General features: G+C 76.5%; 14 protein-coding genes. 2 read left to right on the top strand and 12 right to left on the bottom strand.

Annotated features, from left to right (window positions below; all coding sequences use genetic code 11):
• Positions 1 to 121 precede the first annotated feature (121 nt).
• From AB2L28_RS07465 to AB2L28_RS07410, 12 genes are read right to left on the bottom strand one after another with little or no spacing between them, the layout of a single operon-like run.
• A complete protein-coding gene (locus tag AB2L28_RS07465; RefSeq protein ID WP_370718120.1) occupies positions 122 to 880 on the bottom strand; it encodes a class I SAM-dependent methyltransferase in 759 nt (252 codons plus the stop codon).
• Positions 877 to 1,563 (bottom strand): isochorismatase family protein, encoded by a 687-nt coding sequence (locus tag AB2L28_RS07460; protein ID WP_370718119.1) that lies wholly within the window; start codon positions 1,561 to 1,563, stop codon positions 877 to 879. The genes AB2L28_RS07465 and AB2L28_RS07460 overlap by 4 nt, the downstream gene beginning before the upstream one ends.
• The gene (locus AB2L28_RS07455; protein WP_370718118.1) at positions 1,560 to 2,657 is read right to left on the bottom strand and encodes an isochorismate synthase; all 1,098 of its coding nucleotides are present in this window, start codon (positions 2,655 to 2,657) and stop codon (positions 1,560 to 1,562) included. The genes AB2L28_RS07460 and AB2L28_RS07455 overlap by 4 nt, the downstream gene beginning before the upstream one ends.
• The gene (locus AB2L28_RS07450; protein WP_370718117.1) at positions 2,650 to 3,417 is read right to left on the bottom strand and encodes an SDR family oxidoreductase; all 768 of its coding nucleotides are present in this window, start codon (positions 3,415 to 3,417) and stop codon (positions 2,650 to 2,652) included. Before AB2L28_RS07450 ends, AB2L28_RS07455 begins: the two co-directional genes overlap by 8 nt.
• Positions 3,414 to 3,608, bottom strand: a complete 195-nt coding sequence (locus tag AB2L28_RS07445) for a ferredoxin (protein ID WP_370718116.1) — start codon at positions 3,606 to 3,608, stop codon at positions 3,414 to 3,416. The genes AB2L28_RS07450 and AB2L28_RS07445 overlap by 4 nt, the downstream gene beginning before the upstream one ends.
• A complete protein-coding gene (locus AB2L28_RS07440; protein ID WP_370718115.1) occupies positions 3,605 to 4,840 on the bottom strand; it encodes a cytochrome P450 in 1,236 nt (411 codons plus the stop codon). Before AB2L28_RS07440 ends, AB2L28_RS07445 begins: the two co-directional genes overlap by 4 nt.
• 23 nt (positions 4,841 to 4,863) lie before the next feature.
• Positions 4,864 to 5,607 (bottom strand): class I SAM-dependent methyltransferase, encoded by a 744-nt coding sequence (locus AB2L28_RS07435; RefSeq protein ID WP_370718114.1) that lies wholly within the window; start codon positions 5,605 to 5,607, stop codon positions 4,864 to 4,866.
• A 41-nt stretch (positions 5,608 to 5,648) separates the two neighbouring features.
• On the bottom strand, positions 5,649 to 6,419 hold the full coding sequence (locus tag AB2L28_RS07430) for a thioesterase II family protein (RefSeq protein ID WP_370718113.1): 771 nt from the start codon (positions 6,417 to 6,419) through the stop codon (positions 5,649 to 5,651).
• Complete coding sequence (locus AB2L28_RS07425) at positions 6,416 to 7,465, bottom strand: Gfo/Idh/MocA family oxidoreductase (protein ID WP_370718112.1); 1,050 nt, start codon at positions 7,463 to 7,465, stop codon at positions 6,416 to 6,418. The genes AB2L28_RS07430 and AB2L28_RS07425 overlap by 4 nt, the downstream gene beginning before the upstream one ends.
• Complete coding sequence (locus AB2L28_RS07420) at positions 7,462 to 8,685, bottom strand: NAD(P)H-binding protein (RefSeq protein ID WP_370718111.1); 1,224 nt, start codon at positions 8,683 to 8,685, stop codon at positions 7,462 to 7,464. Before AB2L28_RS07420 ends, AB2L28_RS07425 begins: the two co-directional genes overlap by 4 nt.
• 8 nt (positions 8,686 to 8,693) lie before the next feature.
• On the bottom strand, positions 8,694 to 14,243 hold the full coding sequence (locus AB2L28_RS07415; RefSeq protein WP_370718110.1) for a non-ribosomal peptide synthetase: 5,550 nt from the start codon (positions 14,241 to 14,243) through the stop codon (positions 8,694 to 8,696).
• A 43-nt stretch (positions 14,244 to 14,286) separates the two neighbouring features.
• Positions 14,287 to 20,904, bottom strand: coding sequence for a non-ribosomal peptide synthetase (locus AB2L28_RS07410; RefSeq protein WP_370718109.1), 6,618 nt, complete (start codon positions 20,902 to 20,904; stop codon positions 14,287 to 14,289).
• Between the two features lie 147 nt (positions 20,905 to 21,051).
• On the opposite strand from AB2L28_RS07410, the gene AB2L28_RS07405 reads away from it, so the two are divergent.
• Both AB2L28_RS07405 and AB2L28_RS07400 read left to right on the top strand, forming a co-directional pair.
• Entirely contained in the window at positions 21,052 to 22,674 is a 1,623-nt protein-coding gene (locus tag AB2L28_RS07405) for a (2,3-dihydroxybenzoyl)adenylate synthase (RefSeq protein ID WP_432525672.1), read from the top strand.
• A gap of 10 nt (positions 22,675 to 22,684) precedes the next feature.
• The gene (locus AB2L28_RS07400; RefSeq protein WP_370718107.1) at positions 22,685 to 23,371 is read left to right on the top strand and encodes a 4'-phosphopantetheinyl transferase family protein; all 687 of its coding nucleotides are present in this window, start codon (positions 22,685 to 22,687) and stop codon (positions 23,369 to 23,371) included.
• Position 23,372: the final 1 nt, after the last annotated feature.

Raw genomic sequence — 23,372 nt, 5'->3', positions numbered from 1 at the left:
ACGCAGTACGAGGGCTCGGGCCCGGAGGACGGCTGCAGGTCGTCGAAGCGTTGGGCCAGGTCCACCCACCAGCCGGACCTCTCCCCGGCCTCTCCCGGACCCGCCACCCCGGGCGCGCCGCTCACCGCCGGGCCCGCCGGCCCTTCTCCAGCAGCAGGCAGCCCTCCGGCGCCGCCGGCGCGGCCGGGACGAGACCGTGCGCGGCGGCCTCCGTCCGCACCCGCCGGGGACCGACGACCCACCAGTCGTAGGACGCGACCCGCTCCTCGATCACCCGGTCCCCGCCGTCGGCTCCGGTGGTCGGCTCCAGGACCTGGTACCTCATCCGCCAGCGGACCGTCTGCAGGCCCGTGACGTCGCACGTCGCCCACGCCTCGTAGCGCCGTCGCCCGACCTGCACCGGCACCGCACCGGGCGCTTCGGGCGAGGGGGACGGGTCCTCGTGGGCTGCGACGTCGACCAGGACTCGGCCACCGGCGGGCAGCACCTGCGCGCACTGGCGCCAGAACTCATCGCGCTGGGCGGGGTCGAAGTGCCCGAGGGCGTTGCCGACGACGACCGCGGCCAGGTCGGTCGGCAGCGGGTCTCGCGGGAAGGTCCCGTCCAGGACCGTGACCCGGGGCCGCAGCCCGTCGTCGCCGGCGACGAGGGCCAGGAGCACGGCCCGTAGCCCCTCTTCCGGTTCGACCGCGAGAAGGTCCCGGCCGGGAGCGGCGGCCGCGATCCACGGCAGGGCGGCGCCCGTCCCGCTGCCCAGGTCCAGGACGCGTCCCGGGGGCGAGTCCGCCAGCACCTGCACCAGCCCGGGTCCGGTGCGCTGCCACGCCGCGCGCAGGAAGAGGTGGACGAACGGGGTCGCTGGACCGTAGGTGCTGGTCACCGCTCCTCCCCGCCGGCCCGGGCGGCCCGGCCACGGCCCCCCGCGGCGAACGCCGCCAGCACGTCCCCCGCCGTCACCACCCGGCCGCAGCGCCGGGCGACGTGGTCGAGGGCGGCGACGTGGTCGGCGGCGTCGAAGTCGGCCGTGGCGTCGGCGACGACGAACGGCTGCACGTCCTCCATGAACGCGTGCAGCGCCGTGGCCCAGCAGCCGATCGAGGTGTAGACGCCGGTGACGACGAGCTGGTCCCGTCCCGCGGCCCGCACGAGGTCCAGCAGCTCGGTGCGGACCAGGGCGCTGTACCGGTGCTTGGTGAGGACGACGTCACCCGCGGCGGGGGCCACCTCGTCCACGATCCGGGCCGCGGCCGCCGGGGCCGCCCCGAGGCCGGGGCCCCAGAAGTCCTGCAGCAGCGCGCGGTCGGTGGCGCTCTGCACGGCCGGCTGCGCGGAGTAGACGACGGGGACCTCCCGGGAGCGGGCCGCCGCCACGAGGTCCGCGACGGCCCGCAGCATGGGCGCGCAGGGGGTCCCGACCCGGTCGAAGGGACGCAGGAAGTGCTCCTGCAGGTCGTGGACCAGCAGCACGGCCCGTTCGGCGTCCACCCGCCACGGCACCCGGGGGGCGGGGAGGTCCTCGATCGTGGGCAGCGGGTACTGCGCGACCCGGGGCAGTCCGCTCACGCGAGCACCTCCGTGGTCCGTTCGCGCGCGAGGGCGGCCAGGACGGTCCGCAGCTTCGCCGTGGTCTCCGCGTGCTCCGCCGCAGGATCGGAACCGGCGACGATCCCACCACCGGCGTGGGCCCGGACGGTCCTCCCGTCGACCAGGGCGCACCGGATGGCGACCCACCAGGCCCCGTCGCCGGCGCGGTCCTGGAAACCCACCGCGCCCGCGTACCCGCCGCGCTCACCCTCCTCCAGCCGGCGGATGACCTCCGCCGCGGCGCGACGCGGGGTCCCGCACACCGCCGGGGTGGGGTGCAGCGCGAGGGCGAGGTCCAGGCTGTCGGTCGCCTCGTCCCGCAGGTGGGCGCGGACCTCGGTGCCCAGGTGCCACATCGCCGGTGTGCGCACCAGCCGCGGCGGTCCGACGGGCGCGACCACGGCCAGCGGCCCGAGCCGTTCGACGATGTCGGCCACGACGACGGCGTGCTCGCGCAGGTCCTTGGCCGAGACCGCCAGCCGGGCCCCGGCCTCCTCGTCGAGCACCGGGTCGGCCTGCCGGGGGACCGACCCGGCGAGCGGGTGCGAGAGCACCTCCCGACCCGAACGACGGCACAGCAGTTCCGGGCTGGCCCCCACCAGGGTCCCCACGGGCAGGTCGGCGCAGAAGCCCTGGGCCGCGGGGTTCACCGCGGCGAGGCGGTCCAGCAACGCCTGCGGATCGACGGGGGTCGTGGTCTCGAACCGCACCGACCGGCTCAGCACGACCTTGTCGACCTCACCGGAGTCGATGCGGCGCAGGACGTCCGCGACGGCGGAGGTGTACCGATCCCGCGCGCCGGGGTCCTCGACGAGCCGGCCGGCGGGGAGGTCGGCGCGGGGTTCGGGAACCCGTTCGCGGTGCCCGGTGAGGAACGTCCCGGCCACGTCGACGTCGAACGGCAACAACCCGGCCAGGACCGTCCGGTCCCCGTCCCGCAGCGCGTTCCGCGCGGCACCGGCCTGGACGCGGGCAGGCGCGCCGGGGTCGACGGGGGTCGCGGTGACCGACCACCGGGCCCGCGGACCGGCGAAGGTCACCGTCCGCGGCGGGGGTGTGCGGGGTTCACGCACCGAGACCAGCTCCTCCGTCGACGACGACGTCCTGCAGCGTGACGTGCCGCGCCCGGCCCGAGACCAGGAACGCGACGACGGCGGCGACGTCGCGCGGGTCCGCCCGGCGGCCCAGCGGGATCCCCGAGCGGAACCGCCCGGGGTCACCCGTCACCACCCGGTCCAGGACGGCCGGGTCACCCCCGCCCGGCAGCGAGCGCTGCATCGCGGTGTCGGTGGCGCCCGGGCTGACGGTGTTGCACCGGACCCCCGAGGCGGCGACCTCGAGGCCGAGGCTGCGCACGAGGGCCACGACCGCGGCCTTCGACGCGCAGTAGGCGGCCATCCCCTGCCGGGCGGTCCGGGCGGCGTCGGAGGCCACGGCCACCACCGACCCGTGGCCGCGGGCGGCCATCGCCGGGACGATCGCCCGGCACAACCGGAACAGCGCCGTCGTGTTCACGGCGAACGTGGCGTCCCAGTCGGCGTCGGTGGCCTCGGCCACCGGCGCCGGGCGCAGGACACCGGCGCAGTGGACGAGGGCGTCCACCCCGCCCAGTTCCCCCGCCACGTCCGCGACCTGCTGCGCCGCAACCGCTCCGGTCAGGTCGAGCGCCAGGGGCGTCACCTCCGCCGGCAGGCGCGCCAGGCCGTCGGCGTCCCGGTCGACGGCCAGGACGCTGGACCCGGTCCCCGTGAACTCGGCCACGACGGCCGAACCGATCCCCCCGGCGGCCCCCGTCACCACCACGACTCCCGCACCGGCCCCCGCGCCGCTCACGCCGACCAGCTCAGGGCTCGGGACGGGCAGGCGTCGACGGCCGCCAGGACGTCGAGGTGCTCGGCCGGCGCGGGCTGGCGACGGACGACGACGAGCCCGTCGTCCCCCTGGTCGAAGACGTCGGCGGCGGCACGGACGCACTGCCCCGCACCCGTGCACACCGAGCGGTCGGCGGCGAGGGGGGCGCTCACCAGGTCACCGGGAGCTCGTCGACGCCGAAGATGGAGGAGTTCAACGCCAGCGGCAGGTCCGCCGCGGGCCGCGCCAGCCGCAGGTCCGGCAGTTCCTCGACGAGCCGGCGCAGCGCGGTCCGCAGTTCCACCCGGGCCAGGTGCTGCCCCAGGCACTGGTGCGGCCCGAACCCGAAGGCGAGGTGCCGGTTCGGGCTGCGGCGCAGGTCGAACTGCCCGGCCGTCACGTCGTCGCGGTCGAAGGAGGCCGGGTCGTGGTTCGCCGCGGCCAGCGGGACGACGACCCCGTCACCGGCGCGGACGGTCCGCCCACCCACCTCCAGGTCGGCGGTGGCGACCCGCAGGGGGACGGTGTCGGCCACGGACAGGTGGCGCAGGAGTTCCTCGACGGCGTCCGGCCACCGCTCGGGTTCGGCGCGCAGCAGGGCGAGCTGGTCGGGGTGCTCCAGCAGGGTGAGGACCGACAGCGCGATCATGTTGCGGGTCGTCTCGTGACCGGCGTTGAGGGTGATGCCGATCTGGCTGAGCAGCGACGGCCGGCTGATCTCACCGCGGGCGAACGGCCCGGTGACCAGGCGACTGATGAGGTCGTCACCGGGGTCGGCGGTCCTGCGCTCCACGAGGGCGTCGAGCAGGCCGAACATCTCCCGCAGCGCCGCACCGACCTCCTCGGCGCTGGAGTTCCGGCCGCCGGACACCGCGGTGACCCCGCGGAAGAACGCGGTGTCGTCGCCGGGGACGCCGAGCAACCGCAGGATGAGCCGGGTGGCGACCGGCGCGGCGAACCCGTCCACCAGGTCGGCCGGTCGCGGTCCGGTGCTGAACCGGCGCAGTTCCTCGTCGACGACGGCACGGATCCCGGGTTCGCGGGCCTCGCTGCGCCGGACGGTGAACTCGCCGAGCAGCATCCGCCGGACGTCGGTGTGCTCCGGGGGGTCCATCCGGATGAACGGCCGCAGTTCGGCCGCGACGGCCTGCTCCCCCGCGCCCAGCCCCGGGAACCCGGGGTTCCGCGCGTCGGAGGAGATCCGCGGGTCGGCCAGCACGGCCCGGGCGTCGGCGTACCGGGTGATGACCCAGGCCCGCTTCCCGCTGGGCAGCACGACCTGCGGCAGCCGGGGTTCCGCGCGCCACCGCGCGTACTCCGGCGGCGGGGCGAACGGACAACGCCGGGCTGCGGGGAACGCACCGGACGCCTCGAGGGGGTGCGCGGGGGTTTCGGTGGTGGACACGGTGGCCTCCAGGTCTGAGGTGGTCAGGGGGCGAGCAGGACGCCGATCTCGGGGGTCGCACCGCGTCCCGAGACGGCCAGCGGCCGGTGCTGCAGCCCGGACTCGGCGACGAGGTCGGCCACGCCGAAGGTCTCCCACTCGTAGGAGTCCTCGACCTCGCGGACGAGGTCGCCGTCACGGAAGACCTTCCACCGCGTGGACCAGTGGATCGTCCGGGGGCCGGAGGGTTCTCCGCTCATCCACCACTCGTAGGTCTGAGCGCCCACGAGCTCGCGCACCATCCGCACCGGTGGGATGGACCGCGGCCGGTCCACCCCCATGAGTTCCACGACGATCGGGGCCCCCGACGGCAGCGCCTCAGCGAGCCTCTTCCACAACTGCCGGCGTTCGTCCTGCGTGAGGTGCCCGGCCACGCCGAACACGACGGCGGCCGACAGGGCGGTGGGCAGCGCCTGCCCGGCCGCGAGCTCCTGGGCCGACTCCGGGACGACCGTGACCCGTCGGCGCAGTTCCGGGTCCGTCGCGACCCGGCTGGTGAGGATGGCCCGCATCGTCGGGGAGGGTTCGGCGCACACGAACTCGGCGTCCGGCAGGAACCCCGCCATCAGCGCGGTGACCAGGCCGGTCCCGGCCCCGACGTCCAGGACGGGACCGCGGGAGGTGTCCAGCCCGGCGAGGGCTGCGCGCACCGCCGGCCCGCTGGTGCTCATGTGCCTCGGCCCGACGAGGTCGAAGAACTCGGCGGCGGGGCTGTAGTAGTCGATCACGAGGTGGGACCTCCGGGTCTGCTCGGGAGCTGCTGCGACGTTCAGGGGGTTTCCGGCCACTCCGGCCGGACCAGGTCGGGCGCGGTGCGGCGCAGCAGGTCCGCGACCACCGCCCGGCGCTGCGGCACGAGGTAGAAGTGGTCGCCGGGGAACGTGCGGACGTCGCACCCGGCCGCGGTGACGTCGGCCCAGCGGGCCGCCTGCTGCGGCGTCACCTCGGGGTCGGCGTCGCCGACGTAGGCCGTCACCGGGCAGGTGAGCGGGACGCGCCGGCGCGGCACGTACGTCTCGACGAGGCGGTAGTCGGCGCGGACGTACCCCAGGACCAGACGGCGGAAGCCCTCGTCGGCCAGGACTTCCGGCGAGGTCCCTCCCAGGCGCACCACCTCGGCCACCAGGTCCTCGTCGTCGCCCAGGTGCAACCGGCCGCCGAGGTCGTCCTGCGGGGGCCGGCGACCGGACACGACGAGGTGGTGGGGCACCGGTGCCCCCGCCGCGACGAGGGCGTGCGTGACGTCGTGGGCCAGCAGGGCGCCCATGCTGTGCCCGAACACGACGTACGGGGTGCGCAGGACGGGCAGCAGCGCGGCTGTCACGTCGCCCACCAGATCCTCGACCGTGCGCGCGAACTCCTCGCCGCTGCGGTCCTCCCGGCCGGGGTACTGCACCGCCAGGAGCTCCACCGACGGAGGCAGGAGCGGCGCCCAGCCGCGGAAGCTGCCCGCGCCTCCGCCGGCGTGGGCGAAGCAGACCAGTTGCAGCGCGGGCGGTCCGGACTCCCGCGTCCAGCGACGAACCCAGGGGTTGTTCACGCGAGGGCCTCCAGCCGTGCGGGGTCGACGGAGGGCGGGGTGCTCACCCGGACGAGGTCCGGGCGTCCCAGCAGGACGGAGGTCTCCCGCCAGGTGCCGGCCACGGCGAGGTCGCCCGCCCCGGCGCGCAACGGGTCGAGCCCGGCCGCGGCGTCCCGCAGGACCTCCCGGACACCGGCGGCCCCGGCCGCCGGCCAGTCCCGTCCGAAGACCTCCGCCCAGGAGGGGACCACCACCGGCCCGAGCACCCCGGTGGCCGGGCCGGGGGGCACCGTCGCCGAGACGTCGAGGCGGCCGGCGCCGTCGCGGGCCACGTGCAGGCGGGGGGACCACGTCACCGGTCCGTGGACGTCCGAGAGCCCCAGGACACCGGCGTCGAGGGTCAGCGCCGCCCGCAACCACGGGGCGGCCCCGTTGTCCCCGTCGGCCGGGTCGAGCTGGTGCTGGACGCGCAGCGAGACGGCGACCCCGCCGAGGTCGGCGGTGAGCAGCCGGAAACCGCCGACGCCCAGCACGCCGGTCGTGCTCCACGGGCGGGTCCGGCCCACGGCCCGGGTGACCACGTCGAGGACGGGTTGCAGCAGCTGAGTGCCCGCGGACGCCTCGACGGCGACGACCCGGTGGGCGGTGGCCAGGTCGCCGGCCAGCCGCAGGAACCGGTCCAGCGCGCGGGTGTGCCGGTGGAAGGTCGACACCCGGTACTGGCCGCCGTGCCGGCGGGCCAGCGCGAGGAGCTCGGCGACCTCGTCGGGGTGGACGGGCTGCTCCTGCAGGACGCTGGTGCCGCGGCGCAGGAACTCCCGGGCCAGCTCCGTGCCGTGCCCGCCGAGGACCCCGCCGGGCACGGCGACGTGGGCCAGGTCCACCGGGCCGGTGAGGTCGTCCACGCGGTCGACCGCACGGACCCCCACCTCGGCGGCCAGGCGCTGCGTCGCGGCGCTGCCCCGGCCCAGCACCGCGACGAGCTCGAGGTCGTCGGCAGCCGCCACCCCGCGCGCGGTGTAGGACCCGAAGCCGCTGCCGCACACGACGATCCGCGCGGTCACAGGACCCCCTCCTCGACACCGGAGAGTTCGGGGGCGGAGGTCAGGACGCGGATCGTGGTGCCCGGGACGGCGGCCACGACGGCGTCGCGGGTCGCCCCGGGGTCCAGGACGTCGCAGGCCCGGTGCACGCCCGGCGGGACACCGCCGGCCAGGACGGCGCGCGCGGTGAGCGCCCCGACCGTGCCGGTCACCCGGTAGCTGTCCGGGGTCCGCAGGACGACGGTGCGCCGCACCGGTCCCCCCGCCGCGTCGATCCCCTCGACCTCCCCCTCGACCTCCCCCTCGACCTCCCCCTCGACGTCGACGACGAGCAGGTAGTACGGCTCGCGCCCGGCGAGGTCGGCCTCGGCGGCGGCGCGCAACCGCTCGCCGAGCGCGTCCGGTCCCGCGAACCGCGCCTGGGACAGGACGCCGTGCACCCGGGGTCCGGGGTAGACGATCCTCCAGTCCGCGTCCTCGGCCCCCAGGGAGCGGGCGAGCCGTTCGACCTCGGTGGTGAGGAACGGGTGGACCGCGACGGGCCGGGGGTGGAACGGCGACCGCACGCCGGTGGCCGCCCGCAGCACCCGGGCCCTGCGCACTCCCCCGCGCACGGCGGCCAGCGGTTCCCCCAGGGCCGCGCCGGACCCGTCGCGCACGTCGATCGACAGGACGACGTCGGCCGCGGCGGCGGGGGTGGCCCGCTCCAGGCCGCCGGAGGTCCCCCCGACGCGGTGGACCCGGGTCAGACCGTCGGTGGCCAGGAGCGGCAGCAGCGCCCCGAGCCCGGGCAGCAGCCCGGCGGCCACGACGGCGGTCCGCCCCGGCCCGGGCAGGCCGCGCCGGCGCAGCTCGTCGACGACGGGGTCGTCACCGGTGACGTCGACGCTGTCGGCGCCGGCCGCCGCGGCGGCCACGGCGACGGCCGCGCCGATGCGGTACGAGGGCCCGGCGCAGGTCAGGACCACCCGCGCCCCCTCGCAGAACCGCGTCAGCGAGGCCGGGTCGTCGACGTCGGTCACCTGCGCGTGCGCGCCGGGGACCGCCGCGGCCAGCTGCTGCAGGGGTGGGACGGTGCGGGCTCCGAGCCGCAGGTGCAACCCGCTGCCGCGCAACGCCTCCACGGCGGCCCGGCCGACCGCGCCGGTCGCCCCCAGCACCGCCACGTCGATCTGCGGGTCGATCTGCGGGTCGACCTGCGGGTCGACCTGCGGGCCGTTCCGGGCTCCGGTGGTGTCCACGGGCCCGCTCACCGCAGCAGGTCCCCCGCGGTCAGCCCGTCGAGCATCCGCGCGATGCCGGGGGCGTAGGGCACGCTCAGCAGGCTGAAGTGGTCGCCGGGGACGTCGACGACGTCGAGCGTGCCCAGGGTGAGCCGTTCCCAGTAGTCGGTGACGCTCTCCTTGTTGCCCGGGAAGGGGTAGGACCCGGAGTGCCGCAGGAACGTGATGTCGCCCGCGTACGGTTCGGGTTCGTACCGCGAGATCGCGAAGACGCTCTGCCGGAACACCGCGAACATCGACTCCAGCTGTTCGGGCGTGTAGCTGCCCCCGGACGCCGGGACGGCCGCGCAGTACCGGGCGATGCGCTCGGCGCGGGGCACGGCGCCCAGCGCGCGGAAGCTCTCCGCGACGTCGGCGAACTCCCCCTCCAGAGCGGCCACGGCCCCGTCCCCGAGCAGCCCCGGGGTCGCGGCCAGGACGGCGTCGGAGGCGGCCGACACCCGGTCCTCGTCGGCGGGGAAACCCACCTCGGTGGGGTCGATGCCCATCATGACGGCGAACGCGTACTCGGAGATGAGTTCGTCGTCCAGGCGGAACGGGGGCCGGTGGGTGCTGATCGCGGTGAGGGACTCGACCTGGGCGCCCGCGTCGGTGAGCGAGCGGGCGACCTCGGTGGCGATGAGCCCGCCGAGGCAGTAGCCCACGACGTGGAACCGCCGGGCACCGCTGTCCAGCAGCGACCGGGCGTACCCCTCGGCCCAGTCGGTGATGATCCGCGCCGGGTCGGCGGACAGGAACTCCGCCACGTCGGGCAGTTCCAGCCCCACCAGCGACGAGCCCCCGCCGCTGCGGCGGCGGACCTCGGTCATGAGGGCGCGGTACGGCGTGAGGGTTCCCGTGCCGGCGTGCACGAGCGCCGTCACCGGGTCCGTGCCGGCACCGTGCAGCACCACGTACGGGGACGCGGGACCCTCCGGCGAGGTGCCGGCGTCCTCGACCGTGGACCGCAGGTACTCCGCGAGCCCGGCGACCGTCGGGGTGCGCAGCATGTGCCGCAGCACCACCTCCCACTCCAGGTCGGCGACGCCGGGGACGTGGGCACCGACCCGGTCGCGCAGCTGCCCGACCATGCGTGCCACGAGCAGGGAGTCCCCGCCGAGGGCGAAGAAGTCGTCGTCGCGACCGACCCCGCCCTGTTCCAGCAGGTCCGCCCACAACCGGGCGAGGTCGCGTTCGAGGTCGTCGGCCGGCGGAGCGGACGTCCCCGCCGCCGCACCGGAGGTCGCACCGGACGACGCGGGGTCCGGGAGCAGCAGCCCGGCCAGGGCGCTCCGGTCGACCTTGCCGTTGGCGGTGTGGGGCAGGGCGTCCAGCAGGTGCCAGGCCGTGGGCACCATGTGGTCCGGCAGCTGCTGGGCGGTGTGCCGGGCCAGCGAGCCGGTGCTGACCGGTTCGCGGTCCAGGCCGAACTGCGCGAGCAGCAGGTGCTGGCCGACGGCGTCGAGGGGTTCACCGGCCCGGGGCAGCACGAGGTGCTCGGCGGCCCCCTCGGCGGCGAGCAGGGCGCGCCACTGCTCGAGGGTGACGAACGTCTGGTCCTCGGCGGCCCGCAGGTCGTCGTGGGCCTGCGTCAGCCCCTCGACGAACTCCATCGAGACCAGCAGCGCAGGCTGCAGGTCCCGCGTCGTCTCCAGCAGGACCAGCCACCCACCGGGGGCCAGGACCTGCCGGACCCGCTGCAGCGCCAGGGCGACGTCGGCCGCGTCGTGCAGGACGTTGGCGGCCACGACGACGTCGACGGAGTGCGCGGCGACGCCCTGGGCCGCCGGGTCGACGTCGAGGTCGTAGGTCGCGTACCGCAGGAAGTCGAAGTCGGCGAACTGCTCGCGCGCCTCACCGACGAAGAACGGCGAGACGTCGGTGAACAAGTAGTCGACGCCGAGGTCGGCCAGGGCCGGGACGAGGGCGGACGTCGTGCCGCCGGTGCCGCCGCCGATCTCCAGGACCCGCAGCGGGTCCTCCCCGGCCTCCGACCGGGCCCGCGCGATCCGGCGGACGGCGGCCGCCGTGGCCGCGTTGAGGTGGCGCACGGCGAGGTTGTCCCGGTAGGCCGAACCGGCGACGTCGGTCTGCGCCCCCGGGAACAGGAGAGAGCGGGCGTCGAGGGTGCCGCGCAGGAGCTCGGGCAGCCGCTGGACGCAGGTGCGCACGTACTCGACGAGGTCGGTGCTCCAGCCGACCCGGCGCTCCAGCGCGTCGAGCACGTCCGCGCCGGGTGCCGGTCGTGCCGGGTGCTGGTCCAGCGCCCGCCGCCAGCGCCCGACCAGCCGGTGGTGCCGGGGGTCGACCTCGTCGGCGGGGACCTCGGCCAGGGCGGTGCGCGCCGCGTCCAGCGCGAGGTCGTCCAGGGCGGTGAGGAACTCGGTGAGCGCTGCCCCGTCGACGTCGCGGGTCAGGTCGGCGGCGGCCGCCCCGGCCGCCGCCACGGCTTCGTCGCTGACGCGGCGCTGCACGGCGTCCGCCCCGGCACGGCGGGCGGGTTCGGCGAAACCGACGAGGCGGCGCGCACCGCGCGGGTCGCCGACGGCCAGGACGGCGGCCGCCGCGACGCCCGGGTGGCTCTGCACGGCGGTCTCGACCTCGGCGAGTTCGATGCGGTGACCGCGGACCTTCACCTGGGTGTCCTCGCGGCCGAGGAACTCCAGGGTCCCGTCGGGCAGGTACCGGCCCAGGTCACCGGTCCGGTAGAGGCGTTCCCCGGTGCGCGGGTGGTGGACGAACCGGGCCGTGGTGCGCTCGGGGTCGCCGAGGTAACCGCTGGCCAGGCCCGCCCCGGCGATGAACAGCTCGCCGGGGACCAGGTCGGGCCGTGGCCGGAACCCCTCGTCCAGGACGTGCCAGCGCTGCCCGGTCAGCGGCGTGCCGTAGGGGATGCTCGACCAGGTGGGGTCGACGGCGCCCACCTCGTGCACGATCGACCAGATGGCGGCCTCGGTCGCCCCGCCGAGGCTGACGACCCGCAGTCCCGGGACCCGCCGCCGCACGGCGTCCGGCAGCCCGACGGGCAGCCAGTCCCCGGACAGCAGGGCGACCCGCAACGAGGCGAGGTCCTCGTCGGGACCCGTCCCGTGTTCCGACCCCCCGAGGTAGTCGTGCAGCATCTGCAGCTGCGCCGGGACGGAGTTCCACAGCGTGACGCGGTGCTCGGCGACGAGGTCGGCCCAGTGCGAGGGGTCGCCGCGGCGGGCGGCCTCGGGCAGCACGAGGACCCCGCCGGTGCCGAGGACCCCGAACACGTCGAAGACGGACAGGTCGAAACCGAGCTGGGCCAGCCCCAGGACGCGGTCGCCGGCACCGACGCCGAACCGCTGGACGACGTCGCTGAGGGTGGCCGTCGCGGCCGCGTGCGAGACGACGACCCCCTTCGGGGTGCCCGTGGAACCTGACGTGTAGATGACGTACGCGGCCTGCTCGGGGGCCACGTCGCCGGTGTCCGGCAACCGCTGCGGCAGGTCCGGCGCGGGCGTGGTCAGGTCCACGGCGAGGTGGGGCCGCCCGCCGGCCGGGTCCAGCCACGGCTGGGTGAGGACCAGCGCGACCCGGGCGTCGGTGAGCACGGCCTCGCGCCGGGCCTGCGGCTGGTTGGTGTCCACCGGCAGGTACACCGCGCCCGCCAGCGACGTCGCCAGGACCGCGACCACCTGCTCGGGGCCCTTGTCCATGACGACGGCGACCCGGTCACCACGTTCGACCCCGTTCTGCTGCAGCACCTGCACGAGGCGTGCGGACCGGGCGAGGAGTTCTCCGCGGGTCATCGCCCCGCCCCCGGCCAGGGCGGGGGCGCCCGGGTCGGCCAGCGCCTGCCGGACGACGTCCTCGTGCAGCAGACCGCGGTCGGCAGGAGGTTCACCGGTGGCGTTGACGGCCGCGCGCACGGCGGCCTGCGCCCGCGGCAGCGGGACCTCGGCGGGCTCGGACCACCGGGCGGCGGCCTCCTCCCCGTCGGCGGCCAGGGCGTGCAGGAGTTCCAGGAAGCTCTCGTGCGCGGCGGCCGCGACCCCCTCGGCCAGCACGCCGTCGCGGACGTCGAAGGCGAGGAGCACCCCGTCCCCGTCCGCCGTCACGTCGGGCCGCACCTGGCAGTCGAGCCAGACCTGCGGGGTCTGGGTGATCGAGCACGTCTCGCGACCCCAGCCCGCCCCGGTGCTGGGACCGGCCAGGGCGCTGGTGAACACGACCGGCATCAGGGCAGCGCCCTGACCGCGCCGGCGGGCCAGTTCGGCGAGCACCTCGGTGCCCCCGAAGGCGGCGTGGGCGAGGTCGTCGAGGAGCTGCCCGGCCAGCCGGCGGGAGCGGTCGGCGAAGGGCAGCTCTTCGCCGAGGTCCACGGCGAGCAGGTCGACGTCGGTGAACTCGCCGACGACGGCGGCCGCCTGCGGGTGGCCGGTCGGCCGCCGGCTGACCGGCACGTCCAGGGTGAACCGGCGGGTGCGGCTGAACCGGCCGACGACCTCGGCGAAGGCGGCCATCACCGCCGCCGTGGGGGTGATGCCCGCGGCGGCCGCCCGGTCGCCGAACCGCCGCCACTGCTGCGGGTCGAGCCGGCCGGCGTACCGCGAGAACCGCACCGGGCCTCTTCCGCGTGCGCCGCGGGCGGCCAGCGGGAGTTCCGGGGCGGCCGGCAGGTCGTCGAGGCGGGCGAGCCAGTGCTCGCGGTCGGCGCGGTACCGGGCCGTGGTCGTGGCCCGCTGACCGGCCAGCACGAGGTCGCGGAACCCGACCTGCAGCACCGGGAGCTCGGCTGCCGGGTCGTCGTGCAGGGTGCGCAGCTCGCCGAGCAGGATCCGCACGCTGTCCTGGTCGGCCACGAGCAGGTCCACCGACAGGTGCAGCACCGCGGTGCGGTCGGTGCGCGTGACGCGCAGGACCACCAGCGGCCAGCGGTCGGTGGCGGCCACCCGGTGGTCGAGCTCGGCGCGGGTCCGGGCGAGCTCCGCCCGCACGCTCGCCTCGTCCCGGCCGCGCAGGTCCTGCACGGCGACGACGGGCAGGTCGGTCCCGGCCAGTGCCGCCCGCAGCGGGACGGTCTGCTGGTAGCCGTCCGGCGAGACGACGGTGCGCAACGCGTCGTGGCGTTCCAGCAGCCGGTGCCAGGCGGCGCTCAGGGCGTCGGGGTCGAGGTCGTCGACCTCGATCTCGGCGTAGGCGTGGCAGGCCGTGCCGCCGAACTCGTAGGCGTCGCCGCGGCCGAGCAGGTAGGCCGACTGCATCTCGGTGAGACCGAAGGGGCGCAGGCGGTGCTCGGGTGCCGGGGTGATCTCGACGTCGTCGGGGGCCGCCAGGACGGCCAGGACCGCCTCGCGCTGGGCGCGCACCACGGCGCGCCGGTCGTCGGTGAGGACCCCGGCGGGAGCGCGGAACCTCAGGCCGCCGTCCTCGACCCACAGCTGCACCCCGTCGTCGTGCAGTTCGGCGACGAGGCGGCGGGCGCGGTCCAGGTCCAGGTCCGGGTTCAGGTCCAGGTCGCCGGACCCGGCGCGGTCGGTCGTGGCGGGGTTCTGGTCGGTGGTGGTCATCGCGGGGTGGCGCCGAGGCGCCGTCTCCTTCCGGGAGGGTGGTTCAGAGGGTTCCGGTCTCGGTGCCGGGTTCGTCGGGGGTCGCGGGGGCGCGGCGCAGGGTCGCGGCCAGCCCGGCCACGGTCGGGGCCGACAGGAACTGCCGGGCCTCGACGACGCGGCCGGTGCGGCCGCGCAGGGTGGCGACCAGGCGCAGCGCGGTGAGGCTGTCGCCACCGGCGGCGAAGAAGTTCTCGGTCGCCGACGCGGGGCCGCGGCCGAGTTCGGCCGTCCACGCCGCGACCACGGTCCGGGTCGCGTCGTCGACGTCCCCGCCGGGCAGCTCGTCCCCCACTGCCGGGACGGCGAGGGCCGTCCCGGCCAGCCGCGCCCGGTCCACCTTGCCGTTGGCGGTCAGCGGCAGGGTCCCGAGCACGTCCAGGGCGGCCGGGACGGCCCACCCGGGCAGGCGGTCGGCGAGCGCCCCGAGCACGGAGGCGACCTCGTGGGGCGGGAGCGCCCCCGGGTCGCTCGGGACGACCGCGGCGCGCAACGTCCGCGCCCCCCGCCCACCGACGGTGTACGCGACGGCGGCGAGCACCCGCTCGTCGGCGAGCAACGCGGCCTCCACCTCGCCCAGCTCCAGCCGGTGACCGGACACCTTGACCTGCCCGTCGAGGCGGCCGAGGAACTCCAGGACCCCGCCGGGCAGGTACCGGCCGCGGTCGCCGGTGCGGTACCAGCGCTCGCCGTCGGCGGCGGTGACGAACGCGGCGGCGGTGCGTGCGGGATCGCCGCGGTAGCCCCGGGCCACCCCGGAACCGCCGATCCACAACTCCCCCGCCACGAGGTCGGGGCAGTCCCGCCCGCCGGGACCGACGACGCGGAACCGCTGACCGCGCAACGGCCGCCCGTAGGGGACCGACGTCAGCTCCGCGGCGCTCGCGGGGTCGGGTTCGTGGGCGTTGGACCAGACGGAGGCCTCCGTGGCGCCGCCGAGGGCGACGAGCCGCCCGCGACCGGCGGTGGCCGCCGCCAGGCGGCCGGCGAGGTCGGTGCCGACCCAGTCGCCGGAGACCAGCGCCAGGCGCAGGGAGCCGAACGCCCCGTCCCGGGTCCGCAGGAGGACGTCGAGGAGGGCGGGGACGGAGTTCCACACCGTGACGGCGTGCTCGTCCACGAGTTCGGCCCACCGGGACGGCTCGCGCCGCTCGTCCTCGTGGGGCAGGACGAGGGCGCCGCCGGTGGCGAGCGCGCCGAACACGTCGAACACCGACAGGTCGAAGTCGAGGGCGGACAGCGCGAACACCCGGTCGGTCTCGCCGAGGTCCCAGCGCGAGGCCACCTCGGCGACGGTCGCGACGGCGGCGCGGTGGGTGATCTCGACGCCCTTGGGGACCCCGGAGGAACCGGAGGTGTGGATGACGTAGGCCAGCGACCCCGGGTCACCGGGCAGCGGCCCGGGCAGGGGGTCGTGCGTCAGGGCCGCGGGGACGTCCAGGCCCGGCACCGGCCCCGGTGCGCTGCCCGGGGGGTGGAGGACGGCGCGGACCCCGGCCCGGGCCAGCACCTCCTCGCGCCGCCGGTCGGGGACGTCGACGCCGATCGGGACGTAGGTCGCGCCGGCGGCGAGGACCCCGAGGACGGCGGCGACCTGTTCGGGCCCCTTGGGCAGGACGACCGCGACGAGCTCCTCCGCGGCACCGCGCGCTCCGAGGACGCCGCGGACGGCCGCCCCCACGCGCAGCGCCCGGTCGGCCAGCTCGGCGTAGGTCCAGGTGGTGCCGGCGGCCAGCACGGCGGGTCGTCCGGGGTCCTGCCGGGCCCGGTGGAAGAACCCGTCGTGCAGGCGGGGCCCGTGGGCGGAGGCGGCACGGGCGGCCCCGCCGGTGCGGGGTTGCGCCGCGGCGGCCTCGACCGCGCGCCGGACGCGGACCTGGTCGGCGGGCAGCAGGCCGTCCGGTGCGAGGTCGAGGTCCCAGTCGGCGGTCTCGGCGAGGTGTTCCACGAGGCGGCAGTGGACCTCGAACATCCCGTCCAGGACCCCGGCCGGGAACACCTCCTCGACGGCGTCCCAGGCCACGAGCAACCCGCCCCCGTCCACCTCGAGCACCTGGTCGTCCAGCAGCACCTGCGGGGTCTGCGACAGACCCGCGACCCGGCGGCCCAGTGCGCCCTGGGCCCCGCCGGGTCCGGCGGCGCCGCCGCTCAGTCCGACGGAACTGGTGAAGACGACGGGGACCGGCAGCGGTCGGCCCTCGCGACGGGCCAGGCGTCGCAGCACCTCGGTGGCCGGGACCCCGCGGTGGTCGAGGTCCTCGGCGAGCCGGCGGGCCAGGGCCGCGATGCGCGCCACGCGTCCCGTCCTGCCGTCGGCGCGGGGGTCCGCGTGCCAGGACGTCAGGGCCAGGGAGGTGAAGTCACCGACGACCCGGTCGACGTCCGGGTGGACGGCGCGGCGGTCGAACACCGTGAGGGTCAGGCTCAGGGCGTCCTGCCCGCTCCACGCACCCAGCACCTGCGCGTAGCAGTCCAGCAGAGCCGCCGACGGGGTCAGCCCGTGCCGCCGCGCGTTCTCCTGCAACCGGTCCCACCGGTCGGCGTCGAGGACGAACTCGCGCCGCGCGGTGCGGGGGGCCCGCACCGTCGTCGGGTCCAGCGCCGTCGGCAGGTCGGGTGCGGGGGGCAGTTCGGCGCTGCGCCGGTCCCAGTACGCCTCGGCGTCCGCGGAACCGCGCTCGGCCCCGACGTGGCGCTGGTAGTCGCGGAACGTCAGCCCGGCCGGTTCCGGCAGCGAGCGCCCCGCGCACAGGGCGTCGAGCTCGGCGTGCAGCAGCAGGATGCTCGTCGCGTCCAGGACGAGGTAGTCCAGGCTCACGGCCGTGCGGGTGCGCACCAGGCCCGCCCGCCAGTACCGCACCGCCCGCAGGGCGTGCAGGGGGAACCGGGCCGGATCGCCGGCCCAGTGCGAGTGGTCCGCCCGCAACCCCGCCAGCGCGGCCTCGACGGTCGCCTCGTCGGCGTCGGTGACGTCGACGACGGGGATCCGCGTCGGCGGCACGTGCGGCAGGACGCGCTGGCGCGGCGTGCCGTCGGGGTCCGCGACGACGACGGCGCGCAGCATGTCGTGCCGCTGCACGAGCGCGTCCCAGGCGCGGGCGACGCGGTCGAGGTCGACGTCGACGCCGTCGTACTCGGTGTAGTGGTGGGTCCCGACACCGCCCAGCGGCAGCTCGGGGTCCCTGCCCGTGAGGTAGGCGCGCTGGACGTCGGTGAGCTCGAACGGTGCGAACCGTCCCCGCGGGTCGGCGGGCACCACCACCGGGACCGGCCCGTCGCCGCGCACCAGCCGCGCCGCGAAACCCGCGAGGTCCGGCGCCTGGAACAGGTCGCGCAGGCGGCCGTCGAGACCCCGGGCGCGCAGCGCGGCCAGGCACCGGGTCCCCAGGAGGGAGTCACCCCCGAGCACGAAGAAGTCGTCCTCGCGGGCCGGGTCGGCCGCGCCCAGCAGGTCCGACCAGACGGCGGCGACGGCCCGTTCGGCGGGCGTGCGGACCGGGGTCCGCCGCGCGAGGTCCGTCCCGGCCGGTCGGGTCAGCAGCTGCCGCACGGCGTCCGCGTCGACCTTCCCGTTGCGGGTCAACGGGATCGTCTGCACCGGCAGGATCGTGCGCGGAACGGCCGCAGCGGGTAGACGCAGGCCCGCCGCGGCGGCGAGTCCCGCCGTGGAGGGCAGGTCGCGCCCCACGACGACGGCACCGACGGCCGGGGAGGGTTCGGTGAGCAGGACCGCGGCGGCGGCTTCCACGCCGGGCTGCGCCTCCAGCGCGGCGACGACCTCGCCGAGCTCGATCCGCACCCCGCGGACCTTGACCTGGCCGTCGGTGCGGCCGACGTAGCCCAGGCGGCCGTCCCCCGTCTCGACGACGACGTCACCGCTGCGGTACCACCGGCCCGCCTCTGGACCCCCGTCCCGCTCGTCCTGGACGAAGCGCTCCGCCGTGAGGTCCGCGCGGCCGCGGTACCCGCGGGCGAGCCCGGTGCCGGCGACCTCGAGCTCACCGGCGACGCCCCGTGGACGTCGACGCCCGCGGGGGTCGACGACGCGGCAGGCGACGCCGGGCAGCGGGGTCCCCCACGGCACGCAGGTCCAGCCCGGGTCGACGGCGTCGGGACCGCGGACCTCGTGCATCGTGGAGTGCACGGCGGCCTCGGTCATCCCCCCGAGCGCCAGGAAGCGCGCCCCCGGCGCGAGCTCGGCGAGCCGGCCCACGAGGGCGGGGGCGATCCGGTCCCCGCCGAGCAGGACGGCGCGCAGCCGGGGCAGGGGCGTGCCGGACGCCCCGGCGAGCAGCGCGTCGAGCAGTCCCGGGACGCAGTTGACGACCGTCGCACCGTGGCCGACAGCGGTGCGGGCCAGCGCCGCTCCGTCCCGCCGACGCTCCGGGGACACCAGGACGGCCGCCGCACCGACCGACAGCGGGGCGAAGAGGTCGAACACCGACATGTCGAACTCGAGGTCGGCCAGCGCCAGCGTCCGGTCCCCCGGCCCGAGACCGAGGTCGGCGCTCAGCGCGTCGAGGGTCGCGGCGGGGGCGCGGTGCGGCAGTTCGACCCCCTTCGGTTCCCCGGTCGAGCCGGAGGTGAACAGGACGTAGGCGAGGTCCTCGGGTGCGACGTCCACGCTCGCCGTCAGCGGTGCGTGCGCGAGGGCCGCTGCGAGGGTGGTCGGGTCCAGCGCGGCGCTCGCGGCGGCCGAGGCCCGGACGGCGTCCCGTCGCGCCTGCGGCCAGGCGGCCCCCAGCGGGACGTAGGCCGCCCCGGCGGCCAGCACCCCGAGGGCTGCGGCGACTTGGCGGCGGTCGCGGGGCAGGTCGAGGAGCACCGTCGTCCCCCGGGTGACACCCCGGGCGGTGAGGTACCCGGCGATGCGCAGGGCGTCGTCCGCGAGCTCGCCGTAGGGGACGTGCTCCCCCGTCTCCTCGACCAGGGCGGTCGCGTCCGGTGCGCGGCGGGCGTGCTGGAAGAAACGTTCGTGCAGCGTCCGGGGTCCGGGGGTCTCGTCGCGGCGGTCGAGGTTCCCGGGACCGGCGGGGTGGTCGCTGCGCGGGTCGAACGGGACGCTCCAGGCCGTGCCGTCGATGAGACCGCGCACCAGGTCGACGTACCCGGCGAACGCCGTCTCGAGCAGGCCCGTGGGCAGCACCTCGGCCCGGGCGTCCCAGTTCAGCAGCAGCCCGCCGTCGAGTTCGGTGACCTGCGCGTCGAGGACGACCTGCGGCCCCTGCGAGATGATGAACGAGGGTTCTCCCAGGGCGGCGCGGACCGGCCCGGTGAACAGTTCTCCGAGGCCGATGGCGCTGGTGTAGACCACCGGGGCGATGACCTGCGGGATTCCCCGGTGCCGGGCCAGGTCGCGCAGGACCTCGACCCCGGAGTACGCGCCGTGGCTGACGGCGGTGCGCAACCGTTCCTGCACGCCGCGGGCCTGTTCGCCGAACTCCCGGTGCCGGCTGACGTCGGTGTCCAGGAGCACGGAACTGGTGAAGTCACCCACGAGCGCGTCGACCTCTGCGTCGACGGGGGCGCGGTGGAACAGCGGGAGGTTCAGCAGGAACCGCTGGGACGACGTGGTGGTGGCCAGGGCCTCCGCGAAGGCGGTCGCCAGGGCGGCGGCGACGGTGACCCCGTGGCGGCGGGCGTGGTGCTGCAGCGCCGAGACCTCCGCCGCGGTGAGGTGGTGGTGCAGCCGGCGGGAGCGGGTCGGGTCGACACCGGCGGCAGCGGGGCTGAGCGGGAGTTCCGGCGGGTCGGGCAGGTCGGCCAGCACGGACCGCCAGTGCTCGCGGTCGCGGGCCACGTCCGGCGCGAGCGTCCGCTCCGCGTCGGCCCGGTACCGGCGGACGTCGTACCGCAGGTCCGGCAGCACCTGCCCGGCGTAGCGGCGGCGGAGGTCGTCCAGCACGACGCGCAGGCTCAGCGCGTCGGCGGCGATCATGTCGAGGTCGACGTGGACCCGGGAGGCCCCGCCGGGGAGCAGGCTGAGGTGGACGTCCAGGACGTGGCCGGCCGCCACGTCGAGCCGCTGGTGGGTGAGCCGCCGGCGCAGCACCTCCAGTTCGGTCTCGACCTCCGCCGGCGCGTGCTCGCGCAGGTCGTGCACGACGAGTCCCGGCCACACGTCGGGGGCCCCGGTGCGCTGGCGGGACCCGTCGAGGACGACGGTGCGCAGCATGGGGTGGCGGGCGACGACGTCCCGCACCGCGGACTCCAGGCGTCCGGGGTCCAGACCCTCCCCGGCGGGTCGGTCGAACTCGGTGAAGAAGTGGGCCGCCACTCCGCCCAGGGGTTGTTCGGGGTCCCGGCCGACCCAGTAGGCGTGCTGCAGCGTGGCGAGCTCGAACTCCTCCGCAAGCTCCGCGGCGGTGGCGGGCACGCTCGGCCGCGGTCGTGGTGCGGCCTCACCCAGCAGCCGGCTCCAGGCGGTGAGCGTCGGGTTCCCGGCGAGTTCCTCGAACGACGTGTCGTACCCCGTCCGCCGCAGCCGCTGGACGAGGCGGATCAGGGTGAGGGAGTCCAGGCCGGCGGCGAAGAGGTCCTCGTCGGGGTCGAGGTCGTCGACGCCGAGGGTTTCGCGCACCTGGGTCGTCAGCTCTGTGGTGAGCGACGCAGATCGGTCCACGGGCGCTGTCGTCATGAGCTCGTTTCTGATAATGATTCTCGTATGCGAAAAGGCCATGCAACCACACCCTCGATCCGGACCACCAGCCCCCCTCCCCCCGCCGGCCGCCCCGGAACCGTCGACGTCTCGGGTTTCGAGGACCCCCGCGTGGCCGCCGCGACCTACCGGGCCGCCGGCCTGTGGACGGGACGGACTCTCGGGAACCTGCTGCGGGACAGCGCGTCACAACACCCGAACCGCACCGCCGTGGTGGCCGGCGGGCGGCGCTGGACCTACGCCGAGCTGGACCGCCGGGTCGACGCGATCGCCGCCGGAACGCGGTCCCGCGGTCTGGACCGGGGTGAGCGGGTCGTCGTCCAGCTGCCCAGCGGCGGTGAGTTCCTGCCCGTCCTGTTCGGGCTGGCCCGCGCCGGGGTCGTCCCCGTCCTGGCGCTGCCCGCGCACCGGCGCACCGAGCTCACGGCCGTCGCGCGCGCCGCGCAGGCCGTGGCGCTCGTCGTCCCCGGTGTGCACGCCCGCTTCGACCACCGCCCCCTGGCGCGGGCGGTGCAGCAGGACGTGCCGTCGGTGCGGACCGTCGTCGTCGCCGGTGACCTGGCCGGCCCCGAGGACGACGGCCGGGACGGCTGGTGCACCCTGTCCGACCTCGAGATCGGTGGTCGTCCCGCGGCTCACGTCACCGGCCCCGGTGGGCCGGGCCCGGAACCGTCGGACACCGCGCTCGTCCTGCTGTCCGGTGGGACCACGGGAACCCCCAAGCTCATCGCCCGCACCCACGACGACTACGCCTGGAACGCCGTCGCCAGCGCGGACGCCGCCGGCCTGGACGCGACCTCGACCTACCTCGCGGCGCTGCCGGTGGCGCACAACTTCACCCTCGTCTCCCCCGGGACGGTGGGCGCGGTCGCGGTCGGGGCGACGGTCGTCGTGGCCCCCTCCCCCGACCCGGCGACGGTGTTCGGCCTCGTCGCCCGCCACGGGGTGACGCACACGGCGGCGGTGCCCTCGTTGCTGGCGACGTGGCTCGACGAGCGGCTCGCACCGACGGGCCCGGTCGAGGACCTGTCGTCGCTGCGCGTCGTCCAGGTGGGCGGGGCGCGGCTGGACGACACGACGGCGGCCGGCGTCCAGGGCCTGCTGGGCGCCCGGTTGCAGCAGGTGTTCGGCATGGCCGAGGGCTTGAACTGCTACACCGCGCTGGACGACCCCGACGACCTCGTCACCACCACCCAGGGCCGTCCGCTGTCGGAGTGGGACGAGATCCGCGTCGTCGACGACGCCGGCCACGGCGTTCCCGACGGGGCGCCCGGGCACCTGCTCACCCGCGGTCCGGCGACGATCCGGGACTACCTGGCCGCCCCGGCGGGCACGGACGGCTTCACCGCCGACGGGTTCTACCGGACCGGTGACCTCGTGCGCCGGCTGCCCAGCGGCCACCTCGTCGTCGTCGGCCGGGCCAAGGAACTGGTCAACCGCAGCGGGGAGAAGATCTCCCCCGCGGAGGTCGAGGGTCACCTGCTCGCCCACCCGGGGATCACGGCGGCCGCCGTCGTGGCCGTGCCGGACCCCGAGCGCGGCGAGCGCACCGTGGCCGTGCTCGTCGGCGGCGCCGGCGTCCCCGACCGCCGGACGATCGCCGTGTTCTTCGCCGAGCGCGGCGTAGCCGCCTACAAGGTCCCCGACGCCGTGGTCCGTCGCGAACGGCTCCCCCTCACCGCGATCGGCAAGATCGACCGGGCAGCGGTGCTGGCCGACGTCGGCTCGGGGTGAGCCCGAGGTGATGGGCGTCCACGTCCTGGTCCGACCACCCGTGCCCGACGTCCCGGACTGGCTGCCGGTCGGCGAGGTCCACCGCGCCGACCGGTCGCACCGCGACGTCGACCGGTCCCGACGCCTGACGGCGGCCGTGCTGCTGCACGAGGTCGCGGGCCGGCTGTGCGGGCTCCACCCCGGCGACGTGCGCCTCGTGCGCGTGTGCCCGGCCTGCGGGCCGGGCGACCACGGTCGCCCCACCGTCCTCGGCGACCGCACCGTCCACCTGTCGAGCACGCACTCCGGGCAGGTCGTCGCCGCCCTCGGCGCCGTCGGCGCCCGAGTCGGGGTGGACGCCGAACCCCTGGGGCGGACGGAGTTCCCGGGGTTCGACGACATCGCGCTGCACCCGGCCGAGCGGCGCCGGCTGGCGGGCGTGGACGTGCAGGAGCGCTCCTGGTGGCGCACCCGGCAGTGGACCCGCAAGGAGGCGCTGTTCAAGGCCCTCGGGACGGGCCTGACCCTCGATCCCCGCGGCGTCGACGTCCGCGACGACGGCACGCTGGCGTGGGTCGGCCGCGCACCGGTCACCGGCGCCCCTCGCCCACGGAGGTGGCAGGAGGTGACGCTCGACAGCGGCGATCACGTGATCACGTGCGTCGCCCTCCCGAGGGGGTCGGGCCCGTCGACGCCGTGCTCGGGGCACCGGCGCTGAG

It is taken from the genome of Kineococcus mangrovi (genome assembly GCF_041320705.1).
Lineage (GTDB): Bacteria > Actinomycetota > Actinomycetes > Actinomycetales > Kineococcaceae > Kineococcus > Kineococcus mangrovi.
Note: the sequence above shows the minus strand (reverse complement) of the source record. Positions and strands in the feature narration are given on the sequence as shown.

Bases quoted from the DNA above. Each gene is read 5' to 3' on its own strand.
- AB2L28_RS07415 (WP_370718110.1), bottom strand. From the start codon at position 14,243: ATGACCACCACCGACCAGAACCCCGCCACGACCGACCGCGCCGGGTCC.
- AB2L28_RS07400 (WP_370718107.1), top strand. From the start codon at position 22,685: ATGGGCGTCCACGTCCTGGTCCGACCACCCGTGCCCGACGTCCCGGAC.